The organism is Paenibacillus suaedae, assembly GCF_032337355.1.
In the GTDB taxonomy this organism is placed as follows: Bacteria; Bacillota; Bacilli; order Paenibacillales; family Paenibacillaceae; genus Paenibacillus_B; species Paenibacillus_B suaedae.
In genome coordinates, this window is the sequence record NZ_JAVYAA010000001.1 from 1,289,582 (window position 1) to 1,316,347 (window position 26,766).

The following is a 26,766-nucleotide window of genomic DNA, read 5'->3' on the forward strand; positions in this document are numbered from 1 at the left end:
GAATTTTCGAAGACAAGAATTGAGCGAGGGTCAAGAATATGATAGAAACGTGGAAGGAAACATCTATGAAAAAAACAATAATCGCACTAACACTTTCTTTTGTGTGTACCTTACTAATCGGTAATCCAACGATAAGCTTCGCCAATAATTTTTCGAATACGGTTGACAATGGAAAAGTTGAAAATGGACGAGTACTGATTCCATTACGTGCTGTTTCAGAAAGATTCAATTCAGAAGTGATCTGGAATCAGGCAAAAAAAAGCATTACGATTATTCGTGGCAATCGAGAGCTATTGCTGTATGTTAATTCTCACACTGCTTTATTAAATAACGCTGCTTTCAAGCTTGATGTGCCAGCAAAAATTGATAATGGAACAACTTATGTACCAGCACGTGTTTTTGCTGAAGCCTTTGGCGGAACAGCGCTGTGGTCCGAACAAGAACGAAAAGCAACCATTACGATCGGACAGCAACAGGTCTTTATCCGTACAGAGCCACTCAAGTCTTGGAGAATGAGTCAGGAGAGAATAGACGTGCTTAATACAAAGATAAATGAAGCCACCGATCTCTCAAGCTATTCGCAAATTCGAACCTATTTCAGACCTTATTTCACGGACGCATTTATAAACAAGATTATTTACAGTAATGGCATTAAAAATAACGCTATACTAACAAAAAAGGCCGATATTACCTACGACAGCACCACAGCGGCAGGAATGCACCAATCTGCTTACCTTGAAAGTGGTCCTATCAATCTCGAGCTCGTTGATCGTTATGTATTCTATAAATTTGTTGATAACCAATGGAAGGTAGACGATGTGAATGTGGGCAGACAAATAATTGAGCCATAATACGGATTAGCAGTCCATTAAGAGGCTATTTCGAGTCAGAGGACAAAAATATACTAACATTTTGAAGCCGCTAATTATGCGGCTTTTTATTTTTATTCCCGACTGATTACAAGAACTTTGTTACATTCCCGATATTATGATTTTAAGTGAGTTATGGCGACTGTACGAAGCTGATAAACGTATCAAGGGCTTTTGTTCAAGTACATTGAAAGCCTAGCAGTTTTACCGGGGATCAGGCGCGTACTTATCGTGAGGGAGGCACGGGTCTCGGTCTGTTCATCGCGAAAAATATCGTGACTCAGCATCAAGGTACGATTACGGCCCAAAGCAGTTCGATTCGCACGCTTTTTGAAATCCGGTTTTCGAAGCTGGACCTTTAAGGAAAATTTAAACTTAACCCTACTTCTTATTTTATATTTCTGCCCTATTCTTAATGAATGAATGGGAGGAGGAACCAATGAATGAAGAAGTGGGTTTTTGGTACGGCTTCATTATGACGAGAACGATAAAAAAATGGATCCAAAAGGATGCTTTAGCGGCATTGATGTTTCTCGCCTAAAATCCGAAACAAGTCCAGTGAAGCGAATGGCAAGGAAACAATGATTCAATCGGATAATCTCTATGAGGAAGACCTGATTATTCTAGAAAGCAGTGAGCCTTTACAAGACGGAAACCGTGTTCATTTGCAATAGTTATACATATATGTGATGAAAATTCAGGAGGAATTCATTCAATGAAAAAGTGTTTTTGTATCCTATTTATTGGTATTTTAACATTGTCAATGACCGCATGCGGTTCTGGAGGCAGCAATGAATCGGCAAGTACGGAGAAACCGGAAATAAAAGAAGGGAAAACAATCGTTACTTTGGCGTTGCAGCTATGGCCTACACAATCGAGCACATTTTATAAGACGATAGAAAAAAAGGTTGAAGAAAAGTATCCGGACATCGATCTGCAACTTCAGATTTCAGATGATTTTGAAAAATACCAAAAAACGACGAATGCAGCGCTACTATCGGGCAAAGGTCCGGATATTTTCGAAATCAGCAATTTGCCTATCGAAGATTATGTGAACAAAAAGCTTGTCCTGAACATGGATGAGCTCATCGAGCAAGACAAAACGGTGAATAAAAGCGATTTGCAAATGAACATTTTGGATGCGGTAAAGCTGAACGGCGGTTCTTATGCCATGCCCTTAGGGTTCACCCTGCGGACGTTCGTAGGGGATGGGGACATTCTTAAGAACGCGAATGTTGACGATAAGAATTGGACATGGAAGGAGTTCGAAGAGATTTCGAAAAAACTGGGAGATAGCGGCTCGGAACGCCGCTACGCTTTAGCGAATGACCCCCCGGAGCTAATCCTTCAAGAGCTGATTGTCGATAAATACACGGAATTCGTTGATCCTACAGCGAAAAAAGCCAAATTCGACTCGCCCTTATTTCTGGAAACGATGCAACAAATCAAAAAAATGTTTGATGATAAAGTAATGACTTCGGAACCAGCGGATATAGGCAAGCAAATGTTTTATTCTACTGTTTTGCAATCGCCGGCAGAATTAATCAATGGCCCTCATCTTCTCTTCTCCGATCCGAAGTTGCTGCAAAAACCTGAACAAAAAGGCGGAACGAGGATTGTTGTAGCATCCCGGTTCGCAATAAATGCCAAATCTCCGGTTAAAGAGGAGGCTTGGAAGGTTATTGCTTACTTGTTATCCGAAGAAGTGCAATCGCTACAAGAGAGAGAAGGGTTTTCACTGCTTAAATCCGTGAATGAGAAGCAGTTGAACGACATTCAAGAACAAGTTAAAAGTGGGACGTACAAGCTTCCAGACGGGAAAGCGCCTAAGGTGTCGGACGAAGAGTTCACTCAGTTCAAACAATTCATTAATACAGCGGATAACTATTCGGATGCGGACGGTCGTGTGATTTCCATTATCGGAGATGAGGTCAGATCATTCTTTAGCGGACAAAAGTCTGCGGAAGAAGTAGCCAAGCTGATCCAGAACAAGGTGACAACTTTATTAAACGAATAACATAAGTTCAGTTCTGAACAATTTTGTTAATTAACCGAAGAAGAGAATCCCCTTGAACAGGAAACTGAACTGTGACCCTTAACGTCAATGTCATTACTCTATTAACTTAATGACATTGACTTGACGGGGTACAGTTCAGTCCTAGTCCGCCGATGCTTCTTATTACGGGGTCAGTCTAAAACTTATTTTACAGAGGCGCCGATTTTGCAATTCAAAAGCCGCATAGGATCAACAACCTCGGTACAATAGTATATTTTCCCGTGACAATTACGGTGCTGGTTTATTGAACTAACCGTGCCTGTTAGTTTCATGAATACAGTTATAGAAGATCATGAACAGAGTAAAAATACTCTCATCATGAGTGATTTGTCTACTTCATTACAACTCGGTAATCGGGATGAACGGTTCGGGCTTGTTTGTGTGATCGCCTATCATTTTCTCCATCCAGATCATATCGTACCACTGATCAAATTTGTAAGCGCATTTGGTGAAATGAGCTACCTTCTTATAGCCTAGATGGCTGTGGAATTTCTCGCTGCCGTTGTCCAAAAATTCATTCGGCTCACATGGATAAGAGATACATGCGTTCACGTTAATAACATTCTGCCGCTTCAAGGCGTCCTCCAAAGCATAATACAGCTTCTTGCCTAGTCCAGCTCCGCGACAATCCTGCCGTAGATACACGCTTGTTTCAACTGACCAGTCATACGCAGCACGGCCTTTAAAGACAGATGCATATGCATATCCGCAGATTCTCTCGTTTTGAATGATTACTAGATAGGGGTATCTTTGCAGCGTTTGCCGAATTCGATTTGCAAATTCTTGGACAGTTGGTACGGTATACTCGAACGTGATAGCCGTATCGGTGACATAGGGAGCGTAGATGTGTAACAGCTCCTGCGCATCAGCTTCTTCTGCCATGCGAATGTAAATATCTTGGTTCATAAACGCTCGCCTTTCTATTAATGTTGTCGTAGTCTATGTGTTCATGATTTTAGCATAATTCTCAGTAACGTACATCATTTTCACTGCTCTTGATTGGTTTACAATGCTAGGAGACTGCACAGAGTGAAGACATGTGGGAGCTAGGAGCAGCTTGTGCAGATGCAGCAGTAGGAGGTTGCAAGGACGTTGCCATCGAGCCACTGATGTATGCTCTGTCCGGCACACTGAAATACTGGAGAATTATTAGATACGATGATTTTCGCCGATTCTCTATTAGGGAGTCGGTTTTTTTTTGTAATTTAAAATATTTTTACTGAACATCGTCTTTTTGATGATTCATATCGTTAATAGAGATGAGGGGGGGAGTACTGTGCTTTCCGATGAGGAGCTAATTACAGAAATACGAAGCGGCAGCCAAGCTGCAATGGAGATGCTGGTCAAGCGGCATTACGCGATGATCTTCTCATACATCTATCGCAAGATCGGGAACCATCATACTGCATATGATCTGACGCAAGAAGTATTCATCAAGATGATGCAATCGCTGCCCAGCTATCAGAGCCATGGCAAGTTCGAACATTGGCTGCTGAAAATTGCTGTTAATCACTGTCTAGACTACTACCGCAGCAAACAGTATCGTAACTCGCATGTCCAAGCTGAACTGGACGAGACGATTCCGGATGCTCATAGCAACGTATGGGACTTATTCCAGTTGCATGACCAGCAGGAACAAGCGAAGCAGGCTGTGCTCGCTCTGCCGGAACATCAGCGAGATGCTATCATTCTCAATTATTATCATGGGCTTAAGATACGAGAGATTGCGGATGTGACGGGAGCAAATGAATCGACCATTAAATCTCGTATTCGTTCGGGAATTTCAAGGCTGAAGAAAATGCTGCTAGGAGAGGAGGAATCGAGCGATGAGCAAGCGGAGAGAAAACAAGGGTAAGTCAGTTTGGGAGGAGGACATGGAGAAAGCGGACGATCTTGATGCAGAGCTGTGGATGCTTGAATCGGTATTACAGCAATACCGTGTGGAACTGCCCGAGGAACAGCGAATCAATACTACCATTGACGTACTGCGACAATATGTCCCTGATATAAGCGAAAACCCGCGGGAAGTATCAATGATGAGCTATTGGCGACGATGGATCAACCTGTGGAAGATAGCTGCTGCTGATATTGGCATGTTCAGTAAGCTGTACTGGATAAGTTGTCTTATTTTGTTCGGGGCAGGGGGATGGATGGGTGTGACTGTTCAGCAGATGCCTGCTATCGTAGTCATTCTTTTTTCACCGCTTCCGTTCGTGATTGGGTTATTAGAAGTGTTCAAGGGAAGGGAGCAGGGGGTTCTGGAAATGGAGCTGGCCTGCAAAGTTTCTGCACAGGAGCTAATGCTATCGCGTCTGCTTTTTATCGTAATGAATAGTCTTATTCTGAACACCTGCTTATCTGGCCTAGTATATCTTGTTCGTGGCGATATTTCATTTTGGGGTCTAACGTGGACTTGGTTTACACCGTTTATCATCGTTGCTAGCTCATCTCTATGGCTGGCTATGCGTATCCGATGTACCGTCAGTTCGATGGTGACAATAAGCATATGGATGGCTGTCGGAATGATCTTACTCACACGTCCGGATATGCTAACGCGCATGATGGATTTACATATACTCATTACGATTTTGGTTAATGCAGGTGCAGTGTATCTTCTATTCAGACAAGGGTGGAAGCTGCTGCGAAATCACACCTTTATTGCGGAAGGAAGCTTAAGCTATGGAGCTAACGATTCAGAATATTTCTAAACAATTCAAAGAGCTTGTTGCCGTCAATCAATTTACTGCTGAATTAAGCTGCGGTGTATATGGCTTGCTGGGCCCGAATGGAGCGGGAAAGACAACATTGCTGCGCATGCTTGCGGATATTCTGCGTCCAACTAGCGGCATGATTCGGTTGAATGGGCAGGATATACGAACGATGGAAGAGCGTTATCGGGATGTCCTCGGCTATTTGCCCCAGCAATTTGGATACTACAGGCAGTTCACTGGGCGACGATTTCTCATGTACATTGCGGCGTTAAAAGGGCTTGAAAAAAGGGCTGCAGCTACAAAGGTCGAGGAAGTTCTTCAACTGGTCGGTCTTGGTTATGAAGCAGACTCTAAAATAAAATCCTACTCCGGAGGTATGCGGCAGCGGCTCGGTATAGCGCAAGCATTATTGAATGATCCGAAGGTGCTCATCCTGGACGAGCCTACTGCCGGACTTGATCCAACAGAACGAATTCGTTTTCGCAATATATTATCGGAAATGTCCGCAAATCGGATCATCCTGTTATCAACTCATATTGTGTCGGATATCGAGTACGTTGCCAAAGATGTGCTGCTTATGAAACAAGGATACCTGCTCAAGCAAGATAGGCTCGTCTCTTTATTAAAAGAATTGAAGGAATCGGTATGGAAGGTCACGGTTGATGAAAATCAGCTCCCCGTCTTGAAACAGCGTTACAAGATAGTCAATATCCTTCGCCGTGACAGTGGGGTTGAGGTTCGTATCCTGTCTCCAGACAAGCCGCTGCTGACAGCTCAGCCAGTGACGGCAGGATTGGAAGACCTATATTTTCATTATTTTAATGAGGAGATTATGTAATGAGACAGTTATTGAGGTACGAGCTGTTGAAGATCGTATGGCGCAAGAGCGTATTTGTTGTTGGTCTATTAATTGCAGCTATCTATACGGTGGTTATTGCATTTCATGCTGAATATTATCAAGATGGGTCAAAAGAATACCGCTCATATGCGCGTGAGATTACAGCAGAAGATATTCAGCGGGTGGATGAAAGATACAAGAGGAGCAACTGGCATCAGCTGCCGATTCAAGAAAAAAGTATTATGGAGGATATCTCAGGAATACCCAATATGCTGCATAAATATGAACAGAAACTGATCGATATCGACATGCGGCTCATGCTAAGCAAGCCTGACTCATACGAATATAAACAAAACAAATTACAAGAAAAACTACTGTCGGAGCAAGGGCCGCCAACCGCTCAATTATACTATAATATGCCATGGGGCGAATTGATCTATATGGTCGATCAATTTGGTGTTGCCTTCATGGGAGCCATGCTTCTCATCGGACTTTCTCCAATCTATTCAGAAGAATATACTAGGAGGATGGACAGCTTGCTCTTAAGCAGCAGACATGGGCGAAGCAAGCTTATTCATGCAAAATGCTTAGCAGCTATTCTGTACACCTTGTTGTGTGTCCTGGTATTTCAGCTGATCAATATGGGGGTAACGGCCTTGTTGTTTGGCAACTTGGATGGAGCCACCACACCTCTTGATAGTATGAGAAGGTATGGAGACACACGTCCTTTTGCAGAATATCCGTATTCATTCACCGTGTTAGAGTACTATTTTATTCAATTAGGGGTGCAAACCATTGGCTGTGCAGCATTTGCGATTGCCGTGACGTTTATTTCCTCACTTAGCCGTTCATCGTTGGTCACGATGTTGCTAGCGGGGGGCGTACTTGGAATTCCCTATCTACTATTGGATGTTCGTAATATTCGTTATCCGATTATCGAATGGATGGTGACATTCGGCTACAGTCAGTTTATCCGGGTTACACATCTTTTCAACAGTTTCCGTACAGTTAATCTCTTTGGGGAGCCTATCCTATATCCGATAGCTGCATTAGCAGCTCTTTTGGCAGTGACGGCCGTCTTTGTATGGGGAACAACCTTGTTATTCCGACGTCGGCAAGCATGGTAGTGGTGACAGAGGATGTTGGCTAGGTCTTGAGGGCTGTTGAACAAGGAAAATGATGATTATAAAGGGGAAAACATTCGTTGAGTGCCAATCAAAAAGCTATTGAATTAAATCCTTCATCTCATTTTTCTTACAATATTTTGGGGGAAATTTATGTTGAGAAGGAAATGTGGCAACAGGCCGCAGATGCCTTGAACCAATCTTTGATCATACACCCTTCAAATGAAGCTTATAACAATTTGGCTATTGCCAAATATCATCTTGGACAAATACAAGAAGCTTCAGACTTTTTCCTTCAATGTTCCCGAAATTCTGATTATGCAATGTACAGTCATGTTAAGTGCTTAATCGAGCTTGGGAGAAAAATTGAAGCGAAGAAGAAATTAGATGTATTTTCTGAAGATGATGATGATTTTGTCGGTGATGTAGAAGTTGCAGAGTTATATCTTGAATTAGGCTGTTTCAATGAGTCTATTTATTGGTTTTACAAAGGTTGGGGACAGTATTGGAAAACACCAGACTGGGTTAGTAGATTCGTATACGCTTTATGTAAAACCCAAAATGAAAATCGAGCTCGTGACATCTTGAATGAAGTAATTCAACAAAAAATTGAGGAAATAAAAGAAGCTCATAAAGATGATTGTGACGAGGATTGGACAGAAAGGGAGAAAGAAGAGCACATCAAGCAATTGCTTGATGAGAAAAAAGAATATGAGCATATGTTTGAGAAAATTTCATTAGGATTTATTCCCTCGATGGAATTTAACACTTCAATGAGCTCGGGCTGTTACTTGTTCGGATGTAAACGACACAATCACCCAGAGTACCAAGAATAAAAAGAAAAGTTGATTTGATGGGCTACACATAAGATGATAGCCCATTTTTTGTTGATTATTAGCAATCCTCATTTTGGGCTGGCATTGCTTCAATTCCACCATTTGCGATACGTTACCATTTGGAGAAGTACGATGTATCCGTATCACCAAGAAGTCTTTTCCTGTCTGAAATTTACTGTTGACAATCCAATATATATAATAAAGGAAAACAGGGTGTTTAAAAGGAGATGACGAATTGGTGAGTGTAATCAGCAAAGAGATATTTAAATTAGAGCGTAAAAGATTTTTTAAGAAACCTATCATTTTTATCGCCTACAATGACGGTTTCTATTTTCAAAATCCAAGAAGTAGCGAAAAAGTAAACTTCGAGAATATAATTAATATCTTCATCGCAGAGCCTTACAGATTATGCGAAAAAAGCTTTGTCATATTATACAAAAGTGCCGATGGAGAAGAATGGAGATTAGATTTAACAAAGTCTTTATTAGGCAGGGGTGTAGAAAAGCTTGAAAAATTGTTTGAACAAGAATGGAGGCCACTTTTAAGCAATAAAGAAACAAGTGAGACAATTAAATGGTTTAATGCGGCATATGCTATTTTTGCTGTAGCAACTTGGAGGGATTTGGGAGTGTTTGGCGGAGTGGTTCCTACCGAAGGGGCTAAAGAAGAGCAATTTTCTATTTTAGCAGCAGATTGGGGAATTGAATCCAGAGAAGAAGCAGATGAAGTTATGGAATTATTATTTTCCGGCAAGACGAATGTACAGTACATAGAAGAATTAAAAAAATCCAAAGAAGTAGCAGACCCATTTAGATATGAATTGTGTCATGTTATAAAAGAAAAAATGGGCGATAAAGGGGTTTTGGCTTGGGATTTAGTTAGACTTATCCATGTGGCTTCCATGTGCTATATTGCAGGTATCTATACGAAAGAAGAAGCATTGGATCTATGTTTACAAGCTGCAGAAATACTGCAAAGAGTTTATTCGAGTTTTGATGAAATGGGGCAGAGCTACTTGCTTGGATATAGTTTTTGGTCTAAAGAGGACTTGAATGGAAAAACGAATGATGCAAGAGAACGCAAAGATATTCATGAAATGTTATTAAAATTAGAAAACGGCCCATATAGCTTAGACTTTCATCTTCCATTGAACAAAGACTGGTAATTATGAAAGGATTCGATTAGTTGCAAAACAAAAATTCGTGGCCCATTTCCACGCCGGATCAGTATAATATGGATCAGGAATACATAGAGAAGTTCGGAAAAGCTGTAAAGAAAACGAAAGTTAAGAGCTGTTTGATTCTAAAGGAAGGTACATTAATCTATCAGTATTACAAAAACAATAAGATTAGAGACAACCTTCAGCGGATTAATTCATGTACCAAAAGTATTATTTCCATATTAATTGGGATAGCGATAGAGGAAGGATTTATACCTTCGGTTAATATCACCATGGAGCATTATTTTCCTGATATCGTAAACAATCAAGCAGATATACGCAAGAAAGACATTACTATTGAGCATCTACTGACGATGAGCGTTGGGTTGGATTGGCCGGAGTTCGGTGAATGGAACTATATGCCCCCTATGTTTACCCACGATGTAGTAAAGTTTGTATTTGACAGGGAGTTAGTAGATGATCCGGGAAAACGAATGAACTACAATTCGGGATGTTCCCATGTGCTTTCCGCTATTTTAACCAAAGCCACCGGCATGAAGACTTCGGCATTTGCAGAGCAGTATTTGTTTACACCTTTAGGCATAGACGGGGATTACCATTGGTTTGAGGATGCGAAAGGCATTAGTTATGGCTCTGATGGTCTAAGGTTACATCCGTATAATTTAGCTAAGTTCGGTCAGCTTTACTTGCAAGATGGTATATGGAAGGGCAAGAGAATTGTATCTGCGGAATGGATTAAGAAATCTACGGAGCCTTACTTGTTAACCTATGAAAATATTGGTTATTATGCTTCTCATTGGTGGGTAGCAAAGCTAGATACTAATCAGGATGATTTTTCTTTGAACAACAGGATGTACTTTGCAATGGGGAGAAACGGACAATTTATTATTATCATTCCAAGTTTGCAAACGGTAGTCGTGTTTACAAGCACATTGGACAATACCATCAGACCTTTGGATTTTGTACGCGAATACATTGTTAAGTCGATGGTTAAATAAATGACTAAATCATAGGGAAATAATTATTCTGCGCAAAAACAGCCAGCGATTTCTTCGCTTTAAGTTGTAAAGCAGATAAATATTTGTCATTCAACTCACGGGTACTTTAGTATAACTATTGAGTATGTAAGGTGGACGGGTTTGGGGGATATTTAGCCGATAGTTCAAAGCCATTCCCTAATTTCTTTCCAGTTGGACTATTTACAACACGCGAATTAGCTATTAACCAAATTGAAGCCATGCCCAGAGATAATAATTATCAGCTACTTCGGATGCCGATAAATAAAGACTTTTCGTATTTCCATAAAAAGAGTGGAAAGTTAGTTGGAATGGATGCTATTCATCACGAACATTTTCATTATAAAGACGAGTCAAATTAATCATTAAGCTAACGGGCAGTTTAGCTTGGGAAATGTTAAGCAATGTGATAGGGGAATTGGTCTATCTGTAGAATTAATAATCATTTATTGTTTATTTAGGAGACCTAACCTTATGAAGCTTTTTGCGAAAGAAGTTAAGAAGATTGTAGTCAACAATTATGAGTTTCTTTGCGTAATCGACCAAAGATCTGAAAAGGACTTCATTAGTTTTAAAATATACCCGTCCGAGACGAAAACATCGTATTTCTTAATATTATTTTCTTGGAAAATCAACTGGGCAACGAATCTTTGTCAACCGATTGTTTGTGCAAAGTTAATTCAACATGCCATAAGAAGTGGTTGGATCTATAATATTAAACGCTCTGTATTTAAGATTCAAAATGGAGACGATCTAATTGGTCAATTAGGTTTAGATCAGTTAGACCGATAACTCCAATCGGTTGAGCTGACGGGCAGGATAGTTTAATGATTTCGCCGAATTCATCTTCAGAGGTGAAAAGAATATGAAAACTATATTTTTAGTTCAACATTCTTAAGAGGTCGGGGAAGATGTATGATGAGCCAGGTCTTAGGGATTATTTAGATGCTTTTTATATTAGTGAATATGAAATTGACAAAGATAATTGGACAGAAGGGTTTAGTAAATGGTCAGAAGCGAATGAACAAGTGAATGAGTAACTTGTTTCTACGTTGAACTAACGGAGAACGATAGTTGAATACAGACACGAAGGCAGCCGGTCATAATGATCGGATGCCTTTGTTTTACTAACGGGCAGTTTACTTCGAAAAGGTATGAAGAAAGGACTATTCTAACATGGAACACGTATCAAATGTAGACAAGCAGGAATCAATAAAATCTTTGCAATCGACAATCAGTAAACTAGAGAATGCCTTGTCCCAGATGACTCAAAATGGTGCAAGTACTACTCTAGTGAAGAAACGGCTCAGAGCTATTTACATCGGCTTAGCTTTGCTAGAAAACGTTTGGAATCAAAGCCCCCATCATTATACCCAGGGAGATTTAGCAGAAGCTCGCAATGTTATTACTGGTTTATTTCCATCAATTGAAAACAGTTATGCTAAGTCAAAGACTGGTAGTCCCCAAAGAACACTCCTGGAAAGAAGAATTAAAGCGTTAGAACTAGCTGTTCAAGCGATTGACGAACTTTCCACTAATAACTCGTAATATCAACGAAGCACCTCTAAGTTAACGGGACACGATAGCTTAATAAATAACTAAAACGTGGCTGCCGTCATGGATCGGCAGCCACGTTGCGCTAACCGGCAGGATAATGGTAATGGAATAATGAGGAATTACCTCGAATTTCAAATAGGTGAGAAAAACAGAACATAATACTCGTCTATATAGATGTACCAACTTTATGAGGAAGGAGAAAGTTATGAGCTGCAATCAGACAGATGATGATATCATCACCCTTATTCTTCATGGTAAGCCCGAACGGTTCGCTGATTTGGTCAACAAATACAAACAGAAAGTGTATGGGATCTTAGTCGGGATGGGTGCGACCCACGAGGATGCACAAGATACCGCCCAAGAGGCCTTCATGAAAGCATACCGTAATCTGGGGTCACATGAATCAGGCAAGAGCTTTGCCGCATGGCTATATACCATTGTTGTTCGCACATTCCAGGATAAATTTAAGCGTAAAGCATTGACCCTGATTGAACTGGATACAGATAATTTCATAGAAGTGGATACGCCAGAACATATCTACTTGAAAGCTGAGTCCGAAGCAGACATTCATCGCCTGATGTTGCAATTATCCGATATACAACGGCTGGTCTTATTATTGCGCTATACCGAAGAGCTTACTTATGAAGAAATGTGCGCTGTAACAGGGTTGAACATGCATCAAGTCAAAAATGCATTGTACCGTGGTAAACAATCACTAAAACGCCTCATCGAGCAGAAAGGAGCGTATGCATGTGGCACAGAATTGCATCAATCAAGAACGTATTGAGGAGTTAATGATCCAGAAACAACTGGGTACTGTGATGGAACATATCGAAGGATGTATAGCATGTCGCCTTCGGTTGGAGGCATGTATTGAGGAAGGCCAGATGTTGAAGGACGCACTATTTCATGCACAACCTGACGAGGATTTCACCGCGCAGGTCATGGCTGGTATTCTCTCTACTGACAGCGCTTCTATAGAGGAGCAACAAATTTCAGAAGATGGTGAGAATTACAGCGGGTGGTTCCGTCGGAAGCTGCGTATTCGTTGGCCACTGGTTACTGCCGCAGGATTACTGCTGGTTCTCCTCTCCATGAGTTTCGCGCAGCCGACGATTGCGAATTGGATTAAATCTTTGTTCAGCACGACGGATACTGTCGATGTAAGCTTGTTGCACTCGGAGAATTTAGGCATTCATCACTTTGCAAATATTAAGGTGAGTGACAAAGGATATACGCTTGAGATCAAGGAAGTCGTTGTCGATACGGTCCGAGCACTCATTGCGTATCGTCTAACCGATCCAAGTGGAAAAGTGGTCAACGATATGTTTAATGCGGATTTGATTGCATTTACGGATGCGAATGGGAAGTCAATAGGTGCGCGTGTGACAGGACATGATTTTTTACCTGAGTTAAAAGAGAATGGATATGTTAATTCTGGGTATTCTATTGCGAAAATAAGCTTCGTCAACACCCCAGAAACGGATATCATTCACATGAACGGCAACATTGACTATATTGGCCACACTTCGGAGAAACCTGAATTCTATAATTTTCTGCAAGGAAATTGGCGTTTTTCCATGGAGATCGACATCAAATTAGCGAGGAAGCAGTTTCAAATGATTCCACTACATGACGCGAAATATATAGCGCCAGATGGCACACAGATTGCAGCTACGAAATTAATTTATCATGCCAGCGCATACCAAATTGAATTTCAAACCAGGATTTCTCCAGCTGCGGTACCTCCATCAGATCCCATTCATATGAATGACTACCACCAGTTAGGTTTTTACTTGGAGGATCAACATGGGAATAAGCTTGGTAGAGTGAATTATGCGGCCAACGATAAGGATGAGGATTATCGCAGCACTCTAGACAATATGTACTGTCGTAATGACAACAAGGATTCGTCTGATTTAATCACCTGTATATATACGATGTATAACATTAGGGACAACGTGCCTGATCCGGCTCGAATCGTTGTGAAGAATTACAACCTTCCCGTACATTCTTCGGAATCGGTTACGGTCAATATGAAGCAATTATCATCACATCCCGTTACTATGAAGGCGCAGGGAGATGTACTCGCAGTGATGAAAGTAGATGGATTTGCAGATTCACGGCCTTTTTTAGAACAGGGCAAAGGGACTTCGTTGAAACTAATCGTATCTGGCGTATTTCGTAATAACTTTAGGTATGATCAATGGGTAGCAACGGATGAAGCAGGTCAAGCTTATACACTATATATCAATGGGACTGGTGAGATGCATTACAAGAACGTTGAAGACGACCGCATGACACTTACATTAGAAGGAGGAAGACCTGAGGAGTCACCATTCGCCCTCGTTGATGGCATGCAGCATATACCGAAGCAGCTCACACTTACACGAAAAGTTACTGATAAATTATTTACCGGCTTGGAGTGGAGTATTCTTTTGCCTGCTTGCACACAAGAGGACTAGCTCACTGCTGTTAAGCCTTGTATTGTACTATAAAAACAGTTTAACTTTTTTTATATGACCTTGTATGGTTACTCTAACGGGTACGATAGTTGACTAACACACTTTATTGAGCAGGCGACGATAGTCTGCTCTTTTTGTTAAGCTAATCGGTAGGTTCGTATGAAAAGCCCCTACTTGTATTTATCTATGCGTAATGTTAATCTGAACAATAGAGATGCAAACAAAGGAGCATTAAACCTTATCATGTTGATTACTCTGTAAAGATTAACAATTCGAAAAGATGCCTGTAATAGTGACTATACTATTTTATTTGGCATGCTTTTCTTTAATCTTACAGGGTATGCAGGGAAAGGTATATCATAAACCCATTCTGCGGATACCTGATGGTATCCGCTTTTATTTTCGCGGGAAACCGCATCTCTATTGATTCTTACCTGCTTATCCTCCTAATAACGAATGGAGGAACTATATTATGAGATCGAAGTTAGTCTTGATTGAGGGGTTGCCAGGATCCGGGAAAACAACAACTGCTGAACTAGTTCATGAAATTCTTACGGAAATGAACATTAAATCTCAGCTGTTTTTAGAAGGAAATCAAGATCATCCTGCTGATTATGACGGAGTCGCCTTTTTTAAGAAAAATGAATTCGATGAATTATTGAGTACCCACGAAAAGTTCAAAGATTTGTTGAGTAATCGTATGATTAAAGATGGTAACAATTACTTCCTAGAATATCGGAAAGTAAAAAACGAATACGATTCACGTTTTCCAGATGAATTGCTACATGCAGTTTTCAAAAATGATGTGTATGAATTGTCACTAGATCTGAACAGGAAACTGATAACAGAGAAATGGAAGAAGTTTACGGAGAGTGTTTTGAATGGTACAGACACCTTTGTTTTTGATTGTTGTTTTATACAAAATCCTGTAACTATGGGGATGATTAAATATGCCGCAAAGAAGGAAGACGTTATAAGTTATGTCATAGAACTGGCAACAATTGTGGAGCAACTGAATCCATTGTTGATTTACGTAGAACAGAACGATTTTGAACTTTCTTTCAGAAAGGCTGTAAAAGAAAGACCTCAAGAATGGTCAGAGGGATTTATAGAATATTATACAAGCCAAGGGTATGGAAAAAAGCAGAGTTACAAAGGGTTAGAAGGAACTCTGCAGGTTCTTAAGGCAAGAAGGGAATTAGAAGAAGAAATATTTAATGGCTTACATATAGCTAAGAAAAAAGTGGACAACTCTTCCTATCATATTAACGATTATAAGCAAGTTTTAGTGGGGATTTTATCAGAATATTTTGACGCAACAAACTAACGAGAATCTATTACACTAAACGGGACACGTTAACGCAATGGAACAGCGACAGTCTAGGACTTTATTTTCTCGTCCTAAGCTGTCGCTGTTCCAGCTTCTCAGGTCAGTCTAACAGCGTCCGTTATTTATTGTCCGCCTCTGCCAGAGAGAGTAGATATTCTGCCACATTCACAGGCACTTTAGAGTAGAACTTACGGATGGGGGCAAGGGAAGGTAGAGGTTCCATTACCATATAGTATCCATCCTTATTTTTGTATAACGTGTTTCGGCTGGTTTCGTAAAGTTCCCCCGTATTGTTGCCAAACACGGTTTTCGTCTTTTCCGACCACGTTACATAGACAAGCAAGTCCTTCGCATCTTCCGGGATGGAACGAAGGTATTTCCAACGCTCAATATGGAGGTTTTTTGTAAATTCGAAGATTTGCTTATTGTCTGTGATCGTATGCAATCGACTGCCATCGGTAATGGAGTGAACTTCTATTTTCTGTTTTTTTTGTGCCATACGATCCTTGACATCGTCCCATTCTATATTTTGCACATCTTCATCATCCTCAATCTCTGTAGCGACTTCGTCCCAGACAGCGTTTTGTACGGTCTCATTCACGAAATTGGCTGTATCTTCTAATTCCTCAAGACCTTGGACACTTTCTACAATCTGGTTTGTTATTATGCCTGATGAACAACCGCCCAGAAGCAATGCTGCCGCCAGTCCGCCAATCAGGAGTATATTTTTCTTGTTACGCATCGTTATCCCCCGTTCCTTTTTTGCCAAACTAATAATCAATAACCTACAAACAAAATCGTTCGCACACAAAAGAGTGCTGCAACCATTCAGATTGTAGCACTCGATCCTTTTGAGATTATGCACTTGTAAAAAATCGACGGGGTTTTTGTCAAAATTGGGTTACCTGTCATACAAAGCAATCCGAACTAGGAAAGAATGGTTTGAGCTTTCTACATCCATGGTGCCAAGTTCATCCACGGCTTTTTTCACGTTCTTTAATCCTAATCCATGGAAAAACGGTTCGTTCTTCGTAGACACAGGCAATCCGTTGTCCCATTTCTGAATGGGGCTCGCTGAATTCTCAATGCGGATGAATAGCGTGTGGTTGATGTAGGACAGGTTGATGCGAACCCAACGCTCCCCACTCTGTAATTCCCTGCACGCCTCTCTCGCATTATCCATCAGATTCCCAACGATAATGACGGCTTGTTCAAATGACAGCTTTAAGCTAGAAGGTACATGAATATCTGTCTCGACGGATACGCCCTCGTGGAGCATTTCGGCGATTTTGATGTTCAATATGGAATCCAAGTATTGGTTCCCGGTTGAAATCACGGTTTCAATTTCTTTGAGCTGACCGGATGCAGCGTTTAAAAAGCCAATGAGTTCGTTGTTGTTGTCCTGCTTTGCCGCCAGCTGCTCGGCAGTTCGGATATAATTCCCCATATCATGATGCAGTGCCCGAACCTGCTGATGGGCGGCCTCTAGTTCCTTGTAATACCTATGCTGTAATTGCACCTGCTGTTCCAGCATGGTGTTCTCCCGTTCTGTATGCATTAGGGTAGAGAATTTATCAAAAACCACAAACAGCGAAAGGTTAATGAACAAAAATATGAGACTAATTGGAATTTCCACGGTCAGCGAGTAGGGATCCTCCCTGTTAGAAATATAATATTCCATAACGCCTAGCGCTGCCGTACTGGCTACGGTAATGGCCATAAGTAAAAGCCAAAGATGAAAAGGGATAGACCACTGTTTCCCTTTGTCCGTTTTTCGGATAAGTTCCAATAACAGATAAAAACCTACGTGACATAGAATAAGTGTTAGCCAAATGCTCTTATCTTCGATTGGTGTAACGATCAAATCGTATAATAGAATCCAGAAATAGGATACCGTTAAAAGTATCCCAATATATAACACCTTTTTTTGGCGATTCGACGGATAGCATAGTAAAAAGAACATACTGCATAGTACGGTGATGGGTGGAAGCGCCGCAGGGCGGACGGGATTCAGAATCATTCGCAAACCGCATGTTATAGCCAGCATTGCAATAGCGGCTGCTGCATACAGCTTGATGTGATTGATCCGAGCCTCTCCAAACACTTTGGTAAAGAGACGCAGTATAAATAGAATCTCGATCATGCTAAGAACGACTTCAAGCCCAAAAATGATCGCATCGGTAGTTGTCTGAAAATAAGTCATGGATTGCCGCTTCTCCGTTCTATGAAGGACAGATGTGCTTGTTTCACCTCGTTCAGATAGCGCTTGCTGATCGGCAATTGTGCTTCGTTTTGCAAATGAATAGCCATTTTGTTAATGGAGCGGATGTACTCCATATTCACTAAGAATGAGGCGTGAATCCGGCAAAACAGATTCGTATCCAGCCCAGACAGGATGTCCGCGATTTTTCCGTAAAACTCATAGGTATCTCGATTGGTATGGATAATTACCCTTCTTCCTGCCCCTTCAAAATAAAGAATGTCACTGCAGCGAAGCTGGTATTTGTCATGCCCGATCTGAAAAAAGAATAGCTGCTTCGACACTTTGATGTGTTCCGCAGCGTCCAGCAAGATGGGGGACAACTTTTGAGTAGTTACAGGCTTTCTTAAAAAGCGAAACGGCAAAACTTCAAAAACTTCATATACATATTCTTTATGGTCTGTGATAAAGATAATGATCGCATTTCGATCCTGCTCCCGGATAACCGAAGCAATTTCAATTCCATTTTGGCCAGGCATTTCAATATCAAGCAGATAAATATGATAATGTGACCCGGCCTGCAAGCATCTTAGCAAGTCAGCGCCACTATAATACACATCGCTGGAGAATTCCATTCCGGACATGTTTGAAAGTAGATCCTCAATATCATTTGCAACATTTCTATCATTATCACATATTGCTACGTTCATTACAGCCACTCCATTAATAACCTGATAACTTGATTCTATAATATTTTTAGGAAGCCTACAATTTTGTTACATATAGATAGTTCATATTATGTTTACAAATCTCTTAGGAGAATATTGCCTTCTGATAGGTTAAGCGCTATAATCGGTAGGGTTTGTAGATCTACATATATGCTATAAAGGGGGAATCTTGGTGAAGACTAGCAAATGGGATAAGATCAAACGTAGTCTGGCCAGCGGTCTAGTTGCTTCAGTTGCAATGCTCGGATTTGTCATTCCGGCACAGGCGAATCAAGCGCCGGTCGAAGCTCCGCAAGTAAGTTCTTGGTCGATCAGCGTTCTGAATGAGGGAGAAAAGTACGGAATTTTCCCACTGACGTGGTACACAGACGGTACTTTCCAACAGCCAATATCAACGGATAAGTTCCAAGCACTCTTGAAGGCAACTTCTGCGAAGCTGGATGCACTGGAATTAAAGAGAAAGAATACGTTCACTGTACCAGCAACCGAGAAAGTCATTACGAGAGAATCGGTCATTAATGCAGTATATGGTGTATTGGATCAATACGAATTGCCAGAATCGATGAACATTGGCACGGACGAGCCGGTTGCTTTCTTCCAGAAGAAAGGGATCGTTAACGGTACAGGCAAAGGCCTTGATCTAGACAAGCCAAGTACGGTTGAGCAAGCGGTTGTTATGGCAAGCCGTCTTGTAGAGTACACGTATGATGCTGTTGACGGTGGAGCGAAGGGGCTTCTGTGGAAGGCAACGAAAGGGCAAAACACACTTTACATGCTCGGATCGATTCATGTCGGCACTCCTGAAATGTATCCGATGAAGAAGAGTGTGCGGGATGCTTTCAAGCAGGCAGATTCGTTGTGGGTTGAAGTTAATTTGCTAGGCAACAAAGATATGGACTACTTCACACAATCGATGGCGTATGCAGACGGTACAACATTGAAGGATCATGTCTCGAAGGAAACCTATGCGAAGCTGCAACAGGTATTGGAGCAAATGCAGCTGCCGAAGGATGTCTTTGACGGCTTCAAGCCATGGGCCGTATCGAATAGCCTTACGCTTGCTGGCATGACTGGGGCCGCAGAAGAGATGGCGCAAGCTGCTGCGCTTGGCATTGATTCCTACTTCACCAATTCGGCAGTGCTTACTGGCAAGACAATTCATGAGCTGGAAGGCTTAAAGTTCCAAGCTGATGTCTTCAGTAAGGTTCCAGCTGCGACACAAGAGAAGGAATTGAATGATGCATTGGATCACGTGCTGACACCGACAGGCAAGCCGGATGAGTCCATGGAGCTGTTACAATCTTGGCAGAAGCTGTGGGTGAAGGCGGATCTAGATCAGTTCACGAAATCCTTCATTAGCACGGAAGAGATGACACAAACTGATTCGGCAAAGCGCTTGTTTGGCGAACGCGACAAGAACATGGCGAAGAAGCTGATGGAGCTGTTGGATAAAGAAGGCTCCGCGACGCACTTTGTCGTTGTAGGTGCAGGCCATTACGTGATCCAAGATATGGTCGTTGATCAGTTGAAGGCGAACGGGTATCAAGTAGAATTCGTGAAATAGAATAGTGGAATAGAGAGGCTTATCCTTATGTCACTGACTGGTGGCGAGGATAGGCCTCTTTTTCTACGATATTCGGGGGGATATCATGATCGTTTATGATGATTATATGATCGTAGATTTTAATGAAAATAAGGATCTTGAAGCATCGGTTCTCTATTCCTTTTTGTCAGAAGACGACCAACTTTTATTTGGTGAATATATTTACGGCTTGTCACCAGAGCTCATAGAAGAAAGAACCGTGTTAACTAGTGCAGAATGGATTTTCGATTGGTTGCCAGATCCGCAAAAACAAATTCGATGGTATGCACCTAAATCGAAAGAAGAACTTAAGCAATTTTTCTTGGAAACGTTGTATCCTCCTTATCATTGTGTTGTGCTTTCCAGAAATAAAGGAATCAAAGACTATAAATATATATTATTTGCATATGAACATGCTCAATATCATGATGAAGAGTGTACGGCACTTCTTGTAATGAGGGAAAAGGAAGAAGGAAGCTTCGTAAGAGATATCGCTCCTCTGATTGAATCATTATCGTGAATATTCAATATGGTGACATGATGTGCTGATTGCTTTTGCTTTACAGGCATCCTTCAACAAAAAAGAACGGATCGATTGCCCTCAAAGGATGAGAGCATCGGTCTGTTCTTTATTTACTGCTTATTCCCATTTCAATCCGTATTCATCTCTAAATTAATTCGCTTGATTGATGCACAATGACTGAAGATGCTCATTCAGAATTCGCTCAACACGCTCGACTTGCAAGCGCTGCGGCTGAAGGATGAGGTGAAGGGCGAGCCCATCAAGTAGCGCATATAATTTCTCAATTTCAATCTCATAGTCGAGATCTGGCTTGGCCAACTTCTTCTCCTGCAGCAGGTCTATCACGTATTTGGTAACATAATAAATCCCATCGTTCAACTCATTGCTTAAGTGCTGAAGCTCGGTATGCGTGATCGTCTTGGAGGTGAAGGACAGCCATGCTTCCATTTCGGTTCTTCGGTCTTCGTCGATAGGCAGGAACTGCATCAGAAGCTGAAGCAGGCTGGGAAGTATTCGATCATCGAGCACAAGCGTGGATAACCGTTCCTCCACCTGCTCGCGGAAAATATTCATGCAAAAGGCAAATAGCTCAACTTGTGAAGAAAAATAATGACGCAAGGAACCAACAGATAATCCTGCTTCTATCGCGACCGTTCGAACGGTTGCATGATCAAGCCCCTCGCGCTGAATGACGCGTATAGCCGCTTCGGCAACAAGTCTTTTTCGTTTTTCATGATCAACAATTTTTGGCATGTCCCTATTATACACACTTTACCGTTTTTATACAGCATGGTATACTCCTTTTTAATACATTGTACTAAATAAATAGAGAAGGAAGGGATACGGCATGCCGAGCGAGCTCATAAGCAACACGACCAAAGGGAAGGCACGTTGGAAAAAAGGGTTATTGTTTTCTTTTTTGTTCCTCATCATTCTGATTGGTTCAGGATTTGTGTATGAAATGATTGCTTCGAAGCTCGGAGAGCAAGCCTTCCCTATGCAGGGCAAGCTTATTCAGATTGACTCTGGCAATTACCAGCTTCATCTGCAGCGTACTGGCGAAAGTCGGAAAGGTGTTCCTACCATCATCATGGAAGCGGGAAGCGGGGAGACGAGTCTATCTTGGGGGGACATCCCCGCACAGCTTGCTCCATTTGCCACTGTCGTGACGTATGATCGTGCAGGTTATGCCTGGAGTACGAAGGCACGTACGGAACGAACAGGAGAACATATAGTGAGGGAACTGCATGAAGCACTCGACAAAGAAGGAATTAAGGGGCCTTACATCCTAGTTGGGCATTCCTTAGGCGGCATGTATGCACGATTATTTGCTCAGACCTATCGGGAAGAAGTGACCGGGTTAGTGTTAATTGACGCTAGAACAGAAGATTACATGCGGGAGACAGCATCAATCTATGCGCAGGAAACCAATCAAGAAAGGCCATCCGCTTTCTTACTTGGACTTATGAAGAGCTCAGGCGTGCTGCGCCTGTTCCAAGATTCCTTGCTGGAAGGGCTGGTTGCAAAGGAAAAGCGTTCGCAGTTCATCAATGTGATTGCGAAGCCAAGCTATTTCGAAGCCGTTGAGGAGGAAGCGAAGCTGCTTGGGAGCACGGAAGATGTGATTCGTGGACAGAAGCTGGGAGGTATGCCGGTAAGAGTGATTCCACGAGGAATTCCACACCCTTTCTCAAATGCGGGCATTTCCGAACAGGGCGCGAAGAAGCTTGAGGAAATCTGGCAGGCAGGCCAACGGAGAATGCTGGACATTTCAACGAATAGCAAGCTGATTGTGGCGACGAAGAGCGGGCATATGGTCATCAATGATGAACCACAGCTGGTGGTGGACGTTACGAAGGAAGTTCTGTCATTGACTACCGCAACAAAAAACTAAGAATCACATGCTATATGCAACGGCACCATACGCTACAAAAGATGGGGCAATTATGATTAATCGATCAATTGGTGTTGATATGTAGGGATATATTGCAGGGATATATTGCAGGGATATAAAAAGGTCAGGATACAGCGGATTGCTGCGTTCCTGACCTTGATTGGTATGCAGCCAAGCTGCTGGTATCACACACGTTGGGCCTGACTGAATTACAGAGCTATCAGATCCCGGGATAAGGTGTTCAGCCGCTCGATTCCGTTATCTGTAATGAGCACCATATCCTCGATCATGATTGATCCGATGCCGTAGCCGTAGTAAGGGGTCTCCAAGCAAATCACCATGCCTGGCTGGAATATCGTGTTCTCGGATGGGCTTAGAAATGGAGCTTCTTCAGCTGCCAAGCTAAGACCTGCACTGTGGCCTAAATGACCGCGATTGTAGGTAGGCAGACCAGATTGACGGATAATAGACATGGCATCGTTGAAGGCATGCTCCATCGGCATACCAGGTTCGATGATCTTCAATAGATGATCATGTCCAGTTCGCAGTGCGTTGTAGATGCGCTTTACTGTATCGGATGGTTCGCCGAGCACGAAGGTACGGGCGATGTCCGAACCGTAGCCAGCAACATCAACACCAACATCGAACTTAATAACCTCTCCAGCTTGGCTAGGTCTTGTATCAAAAATATGTGCAGGTGCGAAATGGTCACCCACAGATATCATATGGAAGCGGGAAGGCGAGCCGCTCGCATGAGTCAGCAGCGCGAGCCGAAACGCATCCGCGATCTCAGCTGCAGAGCTGCCGATGTGAATGCCCTTGCTGGCTTCTGTGATGCCGATCTCGGCATATGCGCAGCTCTGGCGGAGCTGTTCAACCTCCCATGGAGTCTTGAGCATACGCAGTTCGGTGAAGATCGCGCTGGCTTCCGTCAGTTCGACATTCGGCAGGGCTTCTTGCAGTGCTTGCGCAGCTGCGTACTTCATGGAGCCTAGCTCTACAGCAATTTTGCCGTTACTTACTCCGTAATCAGCGAGCACGTGTTGGAGCAGGCCGAACATCTCCTGAACTTGATGATTGACGGGGCGTCTGCCTTCATACTTATCACCCCGCAAGCCAAGTGGATCATCGACATCGACCCAGGTCGGGTACGTTCGCAGCTCGCATTGTGGAAGGTCATTCGGAACGCCAGCCGCTTCGAACTCGTTCATAATAATGACCGTCTGGCGCGATGGATCGCGGAACATAACGGCCAATGCGACTTCGCTCATCCGCAGCGTATACATGAATGTGCTGGGGTGGCCAGACAAGTAATAGAAATTTTCGCAGCCTGATGCCACAATCGCTTCTATGTTCTCTCTTTCCATAATAGAACGAGCCCGTTCCGCGACACTGGCCAGATGCGCTGCTTTGTCGAACGTCATGCTGTACACTCCCTTTGCAGAATTCTTATCTTATCGTAACGACCAGATCATTCCGAGCTTCTGCTCGTCTTATGAGATCGTGTCTGGTTCACTGGCGAGCTGACGCAAGAACTTGCGGGCACGCTCCGTCTTAGGCTGATCGAAAAATTGCTCAGGAGTTCCTTCCTCCTGAATAACACCGTCGCTCATGAAGATGACGCGATTCGCAACTTCCCTTGCGAATTTCATCTCATGTGTCACGATGATCATGGTCATGCCTTCTGATGCCAGCTTCTTCATCACCGCCAGCACTTCGCCTGTCAGTTCGGGATCAAGTGCAGAAGTCGGTTCATCGAAGAGCATAATTTGCGGCTGCATCGCGAGTGCGCGAGCAATGGCGACACGCTGCTGCTGACCCCCAGACAGGCGGGACGGATACTCGTCCTTTTTGTGGAGGAGGCCTACTTTTTCAAGAAGTGTCTCTCCAATTGTTGCGGCATCAGCCTTGCTCATCTTCTTCACAATGGTCGGAGCCATCGTGACGTTTTCCAACACGGTCATATGAGGGAATAGGTTGAACGACTGGAACACCATCCCGGTTAATGTGCGAATACGCTGTACGGCTTTCTTCTTGGAAGAGGCGTCCAGCGCAGCATTCCATACCGCATCACCGATCTGAATAGATCCGGAATCAGGAGTCTCTAAGCCATTCAAGCAGCGCAGCAGTGTGCTTTTGCCAGATCCGCTGGGGCCGACGAGTACGACGATTTCACCGGAACGGACTTGCAGATCAATATCTTGGAACACGACCAGTTCGCCGAAGCTTTTTCCTAGTTTTTTTACCTCAATCATGATGATCTCACGTCCTTAGTAGGCTTTCGACAAGTGAGCTTCGATTCGGTTCAGAATCGCGGAGAAGCTCAGGCTCATTACCCAATACATAATGGCAATCGCAATGAAAAATGGCATCGCCACGTAATACTGCGCAATCAACAATTGCGCGGTGCGCAGCAGCTCGGTTACCGTAACGATCGATACGAGCGAGGTCTCCTTCAGCATGCCGATGAACGTATTGCCCATTGGGGGAATCGCTACACGAGCAGCCTGCGGCAGCACAACCCGCCACATCGTCTGCCATGGCGTCAGCCCAAGGGATTGGGCAGCCTCTGTCTGTCCGCTGGATACAGCAAGAATGGCACCGCGGAACGTCTCGGACAAGTAAGCGCTGATGTTGATACTAAGTGAAATAAAGGCCGCGTTGAGCGGCCCGAGTGTGATCCCGAAGTCGGGTAGTCCATAGTAGATAATGAAGATTTGCACCAATACAGGCGTTCCGCGAATGATGGACACATATATTCTTGCGACATTGCGGACGAACTTATTTCCCTTTAAGCGAGCTACGGCGACAACCAGTCCGATGAGGAGTCCAAAGAACATGGATACGATCGTAATCAGCAGTGTGTAGTAAGCGCCTTTTAATAGAAAGTCTAGGTTTTGAATAACGAGTTCCATCTCTTGCACCTTCCCGGACTGGCTTAAATGTTAGGTTCTACATCAAACCATTTTTTGAAGATTTCTTTGAATGTACCGTCTGCTTTCATTTCTTCTAGTGCTTTATTAATGGCAGCTAACAGCTCTGGGTTATCTTTACGAATCGCGATACCTGCTACATCCTCTTTAATTGGCTCTCCAACTGCCTTCACGTCGAAATGATTTTTGTCAATCAGCGGCTTGAGTGCAAATACATTGTTAATCGTCGCATCAATACGGCCAACATTCAAATCCTGCAAGGATGTAATGACGTCGTTATATGTGGCAATTTCAAAGTTTCCAACCTTAGGCATAGCTACATCACGCAAATACTTCTCGTCATTGGTTCCAAGTCCGACACCAATCTTCTTGTCTTTGAAGTCTTCGAGCTTCTGAATGGACGTATTGCCACTCTTGACGATGACATTTACCGCATTTTTCACATACGGAGTGGAGAAGTCCATCTTCTGCTTGCGATCATCCGTAATGGTTACTTGGCTGACCAGTGCATCGTATTTATCTTTTTGCAATCCTTCGATCAAGCCCGAGAATTCACCAGTAATGAACTCAACTTCCACGCCAATATGCTTAGCGACCGCCTTGGCGATATCGGCATCGAAGCCATCGACCTCGCGCTTGTCATTGATGAAGTTATATGGGGCATAGGTACCCATAAGCCCGACTCTAATTTTTCCGGATTGCTTGATGTGTTCCAGCGCGTTAGTGGAACCTGCATTAGATGATGACTTGCTTCCGCATCCGACAAGTGCGACTGCAAGAACGGTTAGCAGAGTAGTGGCTTTCAGAAATTTTTTCAGTTGGACTGACATCGTTGTTGCCTCCTTTTAAATGTAGAGATCTCCCCTGCACGAATGGCAGAATACGTTCTCTATTTCGTGCTGAACCTGTCTATGAAAATGGCTA

Annotated in this window: 27 protein-coding genes and 1 pseudogene; 19 read left to right on the forward strand and 9 right to left on the reverse strand. The window is 42.8% G+C overall.

What is annotated here, in order from left to right:
- Positions 1-65: 65 nt before the first annotated feature.
- The 3 genes and pseudogenes from RQP50_RS05730 to RQP50_RS05740 all read left to right on the forward strand — a co-directional run bounded on the left by RQP50_RS05730 (position 66) and on the right by RQP50_RS05740 (position 2,886).
- Entirely contained in the window at positions 66-851 is a 786-nt protein-coding gene (locus RQP50_RS05730; protein WP_315743886.1) for a stalk domain-containing protein, read from the forward strand.
- 221 nt (positions 852-1,072) lie between these two features.
- Positions 1,073-1,231: pseudogene (locus tag RQP50_RS05735) on the forward strand (ATP-binding protein); the annotation flags it as partial.
- A gap of 353 nt (positions 1,232-1,584) precedes the next feature.
- On the forward strand, positions 1,585-2,886 hold the full coding sequence (locus RQP50_RS05740) for an ABC transporter substrate-binding protein (RefSeq protein ID WP_315743888.1): 1,302 nt from the start codon (positions 1,585-1,587) through the stop codon (positions 2,884-2,886).
- 378 nt (positions 2,887-3,264) lie between these two features.
- On the opposite strand, the gene RQP50_RS05745 is transcribed toward RQP50_RS05740, so the two are convergent.
- On the reverse strand, positions 3,265-3,831 hold the full coding sequence (locus RQP50_RS05745; protein ID WP_315743890.1) for a GNAT family N-acetyltransferase: 567 nt from the start codon (positions 3,829-3,831) through the stop codon (positions 3,265-3,267).
- 370 nt (positions 3,832-4,201) lie between these two features.
- On the opposite strand from RQP50_RS05745, the gene RQP50_RS05750 reads away from it, so the two are divergent.
- The 13 genes from RQP50_RS05750 to RQP50_RS05810 all read left to right on the forward strand — a co-directional run bounded on the left by RQP50_RS05750 (position 4,202) and on the right by RQP50_RS05810 (position 15,979).
- The gene (locus RQP50_RS05750; protein WP_315743892.1) at positions 4,202-4,780 is read left to right on the forward strand and encodes an RNA polymerase sigma factor; all 579 of its coding nucleotides are present in this window, start codon (positions 4,202-4,204) and stop codon (positions 4,778-4,780) included.
- Entirely contained in the window at positions 4,752-5,633 is an 882-nt protein-coding gene (locus RQP50_RS05755) for a hypothetical protein (protein WP_315743894.1), read from the forward strand. The genes RQP50_RS05750 and RQP50_RS05755 overlap by 29 nt, the downstream gene beginning before the upstream one ends.
- Positions 5,605-6,474 (forward strand): ABC transporter ATP-binding protein, encoded by an 870-nt coding sequence (locus RQP50_RS05760; protein ID WP_315743896.1) that lies wholly within the window; start codon positions 5,605-5,607, stop codon positions 6,472-6,474. The genes RQP50_RS05755 and RQP50_RS05760 overlap by 29 nt, the downstream gene beginning before the upstream one ends.
- Positions 6,474-7,601 (forward strand): ABC transporter permease subunit, encoded by a 1,128-nt coding sequence (locus RQP50_RS05765; protein ID WP_315743898.1) that lies wholly within the window; start codon positions 6,474-6,476, stop codon positions 7,599-7,601. Before RQP50_RS05760 ends, RQP50_RS05765 begins: the two co-directional genes overlap by 1 nt.
- 77 nt (positions 7,602-7,678) lie before the next feature.
- A complete protein-coding gene (locus tag RQP50_RS05770; protein WP_315743899.1) occupies positions 7,679-8,434 on the forward strand; it encodes a tetratricopeptide repeat protein in 756 nt (251 codons plus the stop codon).
- A gap of 238 nt (positions 8,435-8,672) precedes the next feature.
- Positions 8,673-9,599, forward strand: a complete 927-nt coding sequence (locus RQP50_RS05775; RefSeq protein WP_315743901.1) for a DUF1266 domain-containing protein — start codon at positions 8,673-8,675, stop codon at positions 9,597-9,599.
- Between the two features lie 20 nt (positions 9,600-9,619).
- Positions 9,620-10,612, forward strand: a complete 993-nt coding sequence (locus tag RQP50_RS05780; protein ID WP_174808533.1) for a serine hydrolase domain-containing protein — start codon at positions 9,620-9,622, stop codon at positions 10,610-10,612.
- A gap of 131 nt (positions 10,613-10,743) precedes the next feature.
- Positions 10,744-10,992 (forward strand): hypothetical protein, encoded by a 249-nt coding sequence (locus RQP50_RS05785; RefSeq protein WP_315743905.1) that lies wholly within the window; start codon positions 10,744-10,746, stop codon positions 10,990-10,992.
- A 549-nt stretch (positions 10,993-11,541) separates the two neighbouring features.
- Positions 11,542-11,670: a hypothetical protein gene (locus RQP50_RS05790; RefSeq protein ID WP_315743907.1), complete on the forward strand. Its 129-nt coding sequence runs from the start codon at positions 11,542-11,544 to the stop codon at positions 11,668-11,670.
- Positions 11,671-11,806: 136 nt separating this feature from the next.
- The gene (locus tag RQP50_RS05795) at positions 11,807-12,178 is read left to right on the forward strand and encodes a hypothetical protein (protein WP_072731951.1); all 372 of its coding nucleotides are present in this window, start codon (positions 11,807-11,809) and stop codon (positions 12,176-12,178) included.
- A 214-nt stretch (positions 12,179-12,392) separates the two neighbouring features.
- Positions 12,393-12,974 carry an RNA polymerase sigma factor gene (locus tag RQP50_RS05800; protein ID WP_072731950.1) on the forward strand — a complete coding sequence of 194 codons (582 nt, stop codon included), beginning with the start codon at positions 12,393-12,395 and terminating at the stop codon, positions 12,972-12,974.
- Entirely contained in the window at positions 12,940-14,652 is a 1,713-nt protein-coding gene (locus RQP50_RS05805) for a DUF4179 domain-containing protein (RefSeq protein WP_315743912.1), read from the forward strand. Before RQP50_RS05800 ends, RQP50_RS05805 begins: the two co-directional genes overlap by 35 nt.
- 472 nt (positions 14,653-15,124) lie before the next feature.
- Positions 15,125-15,979 carry a P-loop NTPase family protein gene (locus RQP50_RS05810; protein WP_315743914.1) on the forward strand — a complete coding sequence of 285 codons (855 nt, stop codon included), beginning with the start codon at positions 15,125-15,127 and terminating at the stop codon, positions 15,977-15,979.
- Positions 15,980-16,100: 121 nt separating this feature from the next.
- Here RQP50_RS05810 and RQP50_RS05815 read toward each other — a convergent pair whose 3' ends face one another.
- The 3 genes from RQP50_RS05815 to RQP50_RS05825 form a co-directional block, all read right to left on the reverse strand.
- Positions 16,101-16,724 carry a hypothetical protein gene (locus RQP50_RS05815; protein ID WP_072731945.1) on the reverse strand — a complete coding sequence of 208 codons (624 nt, stop codon included), beginning with the start codon at positions 16,722-16,724 and terminating at the stop codon, positions 16,101-16,103.
- Positions 16,725-16,883: 159 nt separating this feature from the next.
- Positions 16,884-18,185, reverse strand: a complete 1,302-nt coding sequence (locus tag RQP50_RS05820) for a sensor histidine kinase (protein ID WP_315743917.1) — start codon at positions 18,183-18,185, stop codon at positions 16,884-16,886.
- Complete coding sequence (locus tag RQP50_RS05825; protein WP_315743919.1) at positions 18,182-18,892, reverse strand: LytR/AlgR family response regulator transcription factor; 711 nt, start codon at positions 18,890-18,892, stop codon at positions 18,182-18,184. Before RQP50_RS05825 ends, RQP50_RS05820 begins: the two co-directional genes overlap by 4 nt.
- Before the next feature lie 190 nt (positions 18,893-19,082).
- Between RQP50_RS05825 and RQP50_RS05830 the strand changes: the two genes are divergently transcribed.
- Together RQP50_RS05830 and RQP50_RS05835 are read left to right on the forward strand one after the other, a co-directional pair.
- The gene (locus tag RQP50_RS05830) at positions 19,083-20,474 is read left to right on the forward strand and encodes a TraB/GumN family protein (RefSeq protein WP_315743921.1); all 1,392 of its coding nucleotides are present in this window, start codon (positions 19,083-19,085) and stop codon (positions 20,472-20,474) included.
- An 85-nt stretch (positions 20,475-20,559) separates the two neighbouring features.
- Positions 20,560-21,012 carry a hypothetical protein gene (locus RQP50_RS05835; RefSeq protein WP_315743923.1) on the forward strand — a complete coding sequence of 151 codons (453 nt, stop codon included), beginning with the start codon at positions 20,560-20,562 and terminating at the stop codon, positions 21,010-21,012.
- Between the two features lie 153 nt (positions 21,013-21,165).
- Here RQP50_RS05835 and RQP50_RS05840 read toward each other — a convergent pair whose 3' ends face one another.
- Complete coding sequence (locus RQP50_RS05840; RefSeq protein ID WP_315743925.1) at positions 21,166-21,768, reverse strand: TetR/AcrR family transcriptional regulator; 603 nt, start codon at positions 21,766-21,768, stop codon at positions 21,166-21,168.
- Between the two features lie 94 nt (positions 21,769-21,862).
- On the opposite strand from RQP50_RS05840, the gene RQP50_RS05845 reads away from it, so the two are divergent.
- Positions 21,863-22,909 (forward strand): alpha/beta hydrolase, encoded by a 1,047-nt coding sequence (locus tag RQP50_RS05845; protein WP_394358348.1) that lies wholly within the window; start codon positions 21,863-21,865, stop codon positions 22,907-22,909.
- A gap of 209 nt (positions 22,910-23,118) precedes the next feature.
- On the opposite strand, the gene RQP50_RS05850 is transcribed toward RQP50_RS05845, so the two are convergent.
- From RQP50_RS05850 to RQP50_RS05865, 4 genes are all read right to left on the reverse strand, one after another.
- Positions 23,119-24,333, reverse strand: a complete 1,215-nt coding sequence (locus RQP50_RS05850) for a M24 family metallopeptidase (RefSeq protein WP_315743927.1) — start codon at positions 24,331-24,333, stop codon at positions 23,119-23,121.
- Between the two features lie 69 nt (positions 24,334-24,402).
- Positions 24,403-25,164 carry an amino acid ABC transporter ATP-binding protein gene (locus tag RQP50_RS05855; RefSeq protein WP_315743929.1) on the reverse strand — a complete coding sequence of 254 codons (762 nt, stop codon included), beginning with the start codon at positions 25,162-25,164 and terminating at the stop codon, positions 24,403-24,405.
- Positions 25,165-25,179: 15 nt separating this feature from the next.
- Entirely contained in the window at positions 25,180-25,824 is a 645-nt protein-coding gene (locus RQP50_RS05860; protein WP_072731935.1) for an amino acid ABC transporter permease, read from the reverse strand.
- Positions 25,825-25,847: 23 nt separating this feature from the next.
- The gene (locus RQP50_RS05865) at positions 25,848-26,672 is read right to left on the reverse strand and encodes a transporter substrate-binding domain-containing protein (RefSeq protein ID WP_315743932.1); all 825 of its coding nucleotides are present in this window, start codon (positions 26,670-26,672) and stop codon (positions 25,848-25,850) included.
- Between the last annotated feature and the right edge of the window lie 94 nt (positions 26,673-26,766).

Excerpts from the sequence above, each read along its gene's own strand:
- RQP50_RS05855 (WP_315743929.1), bottom strand. The coding sequence starts at position 25,164 with ATGATTGAGGTAAAAAAACTAGGAAAAAGCTTCGGCGAACTGGTCGTG.
- RQP50_RS05755 (WP_315743894.1), top strand. The coding sequence starts at position 4,752 with ATGAGCAAGCGGAGAGAAAACAAGGGTAAGTCAGTTTGGGAGGAGGAC.
- RQP50_RS05845 (WP_394358348.1), top strand. The coding sequence starts at position 21,863 with ATGCCGAGCGAGCTCATAAGCAACACGACCAAAGGGAAGGCACGTTGG.
- RQP50_RS05745 (WP_315743890.1), bottom strand. The coding sequence starts at position 3,831 with ATGAACCAAGATATTTACATTCGCATGGCAGAAGAAGCTGATGCGCAG.
- RQP50_RS05730 (WP_315743886.1), top strand. The coding sequence starts at position 66 with ATGAAAAAAACAATAATCGCACTAACACTTTCTTTTGTGTGTACCTTA.
- RQP50_RS05850 (WP_315743927.1), bottom strand. The coding sequence starts at position 24,333 with ATGACGTTCGACAAAGCAGCGCATCTGGCCAGTGTCGCGGAACGGGCT.
- RQP50_RS05795 (WP_072731951.1), top strand. The coding sequence starts at position 11,807 with ATGGAACACGTATCAAATGTAGACAAGCAGGAATCAATAAAATCTTTG.
- RQP50_RS05800 (WP_072731950.1), top strand. The coding sequence starts at position 12,393 with ATGAGCTGCAATCAGACAGATGATGATATCATCACCCTTATTCTTCAT.
- RQP50_RS05835 (WP_315743923.1), top strand. The coding sequence starts at position 20,560 with ATGATCGTTTATGATGATTATATGATCGTAGATTTTAATGAAAATAAG.
- RQP50_RS05765 (WP_315743898.1), top strand. The coding sequence starts at position 6,474 with ATGAGACAGTTATTGAGGTACGAGCTGTTGAAGATCGTATGGCGCAAG.
- RQP50_RS05840 (WP_315743925.1), bottom strand. The coding sequence starts at position 21,768 with ATGCCAAAAATTGTTGATCATGAAAAACGAAAAAGACTTGTTGCCGAA.
- RQP50_RS05810 (WP_315743914.1), top strand. The coding sequence starts at position 15,125 with ATGAGATCGAAGTTAGTCTTGATTGAGGGGTTGCCAGGATCCGGGAAA.
- RQP50_RS05860 (WP_072731935.1), bottom strand. The coding sequence starts at position 25,824 with ATGGAACTCGTTATTCAAAACCTAGACTTTCTATTAAAAGGCGCTTAC.
- RQP50_RS05820 (WP_315743917.1), bottom strand. The coding sequence starts at position 18,185 with ATGACTTATTTTCAGACAACTACCGATGCGATCATTTTTGGGCTTGAA.
- RQP50_RS05790 (WP_315743907.1), top strand. The coding sequence starts at position 11,542 with ATGTATGATGAGCCAGGTCTTAGGGATTATTTAGATGCTTTTTATATT.
- RQP50_RS05865 (WP_315743932.1), bottom strand. The coding sequence starts at position 26,672 with ATGTCAGTCCAACTGAAAAAATTTCTGAAAGCCACTACTCTGCTAACC.
- RQP50_RS05825 (WP_315743919.1), bottom strand. The coding sequence starts at position 18,892 with ATGAACGTAGCAATATGTGATAATGATAGAAATGTTGCAAATGATATT.
- RQP50_RS05815 (WP_072731945.1), bottom strand. The coding sequence starts at position 16,724 with ATGCGTAACAAGAAAAATATACTCCTGATTGGCGGACTGGCGGCAGCA.
- RQP50_RS05760 (WP_315743896.1), top strand. The coding sequence starts at position 5,605 with ATGGAGCTAACGATTCAGAATATTTCTAAACAATTCAAAGAGCTTGTT.
- RQP50_RS05740 (WP_315743888.1), top strand. The coding sequence starts at position 1,585 with ATGAAAAAGTGTTTTTGTATCCTATTTATTGGTATTTTAACATTGTCA.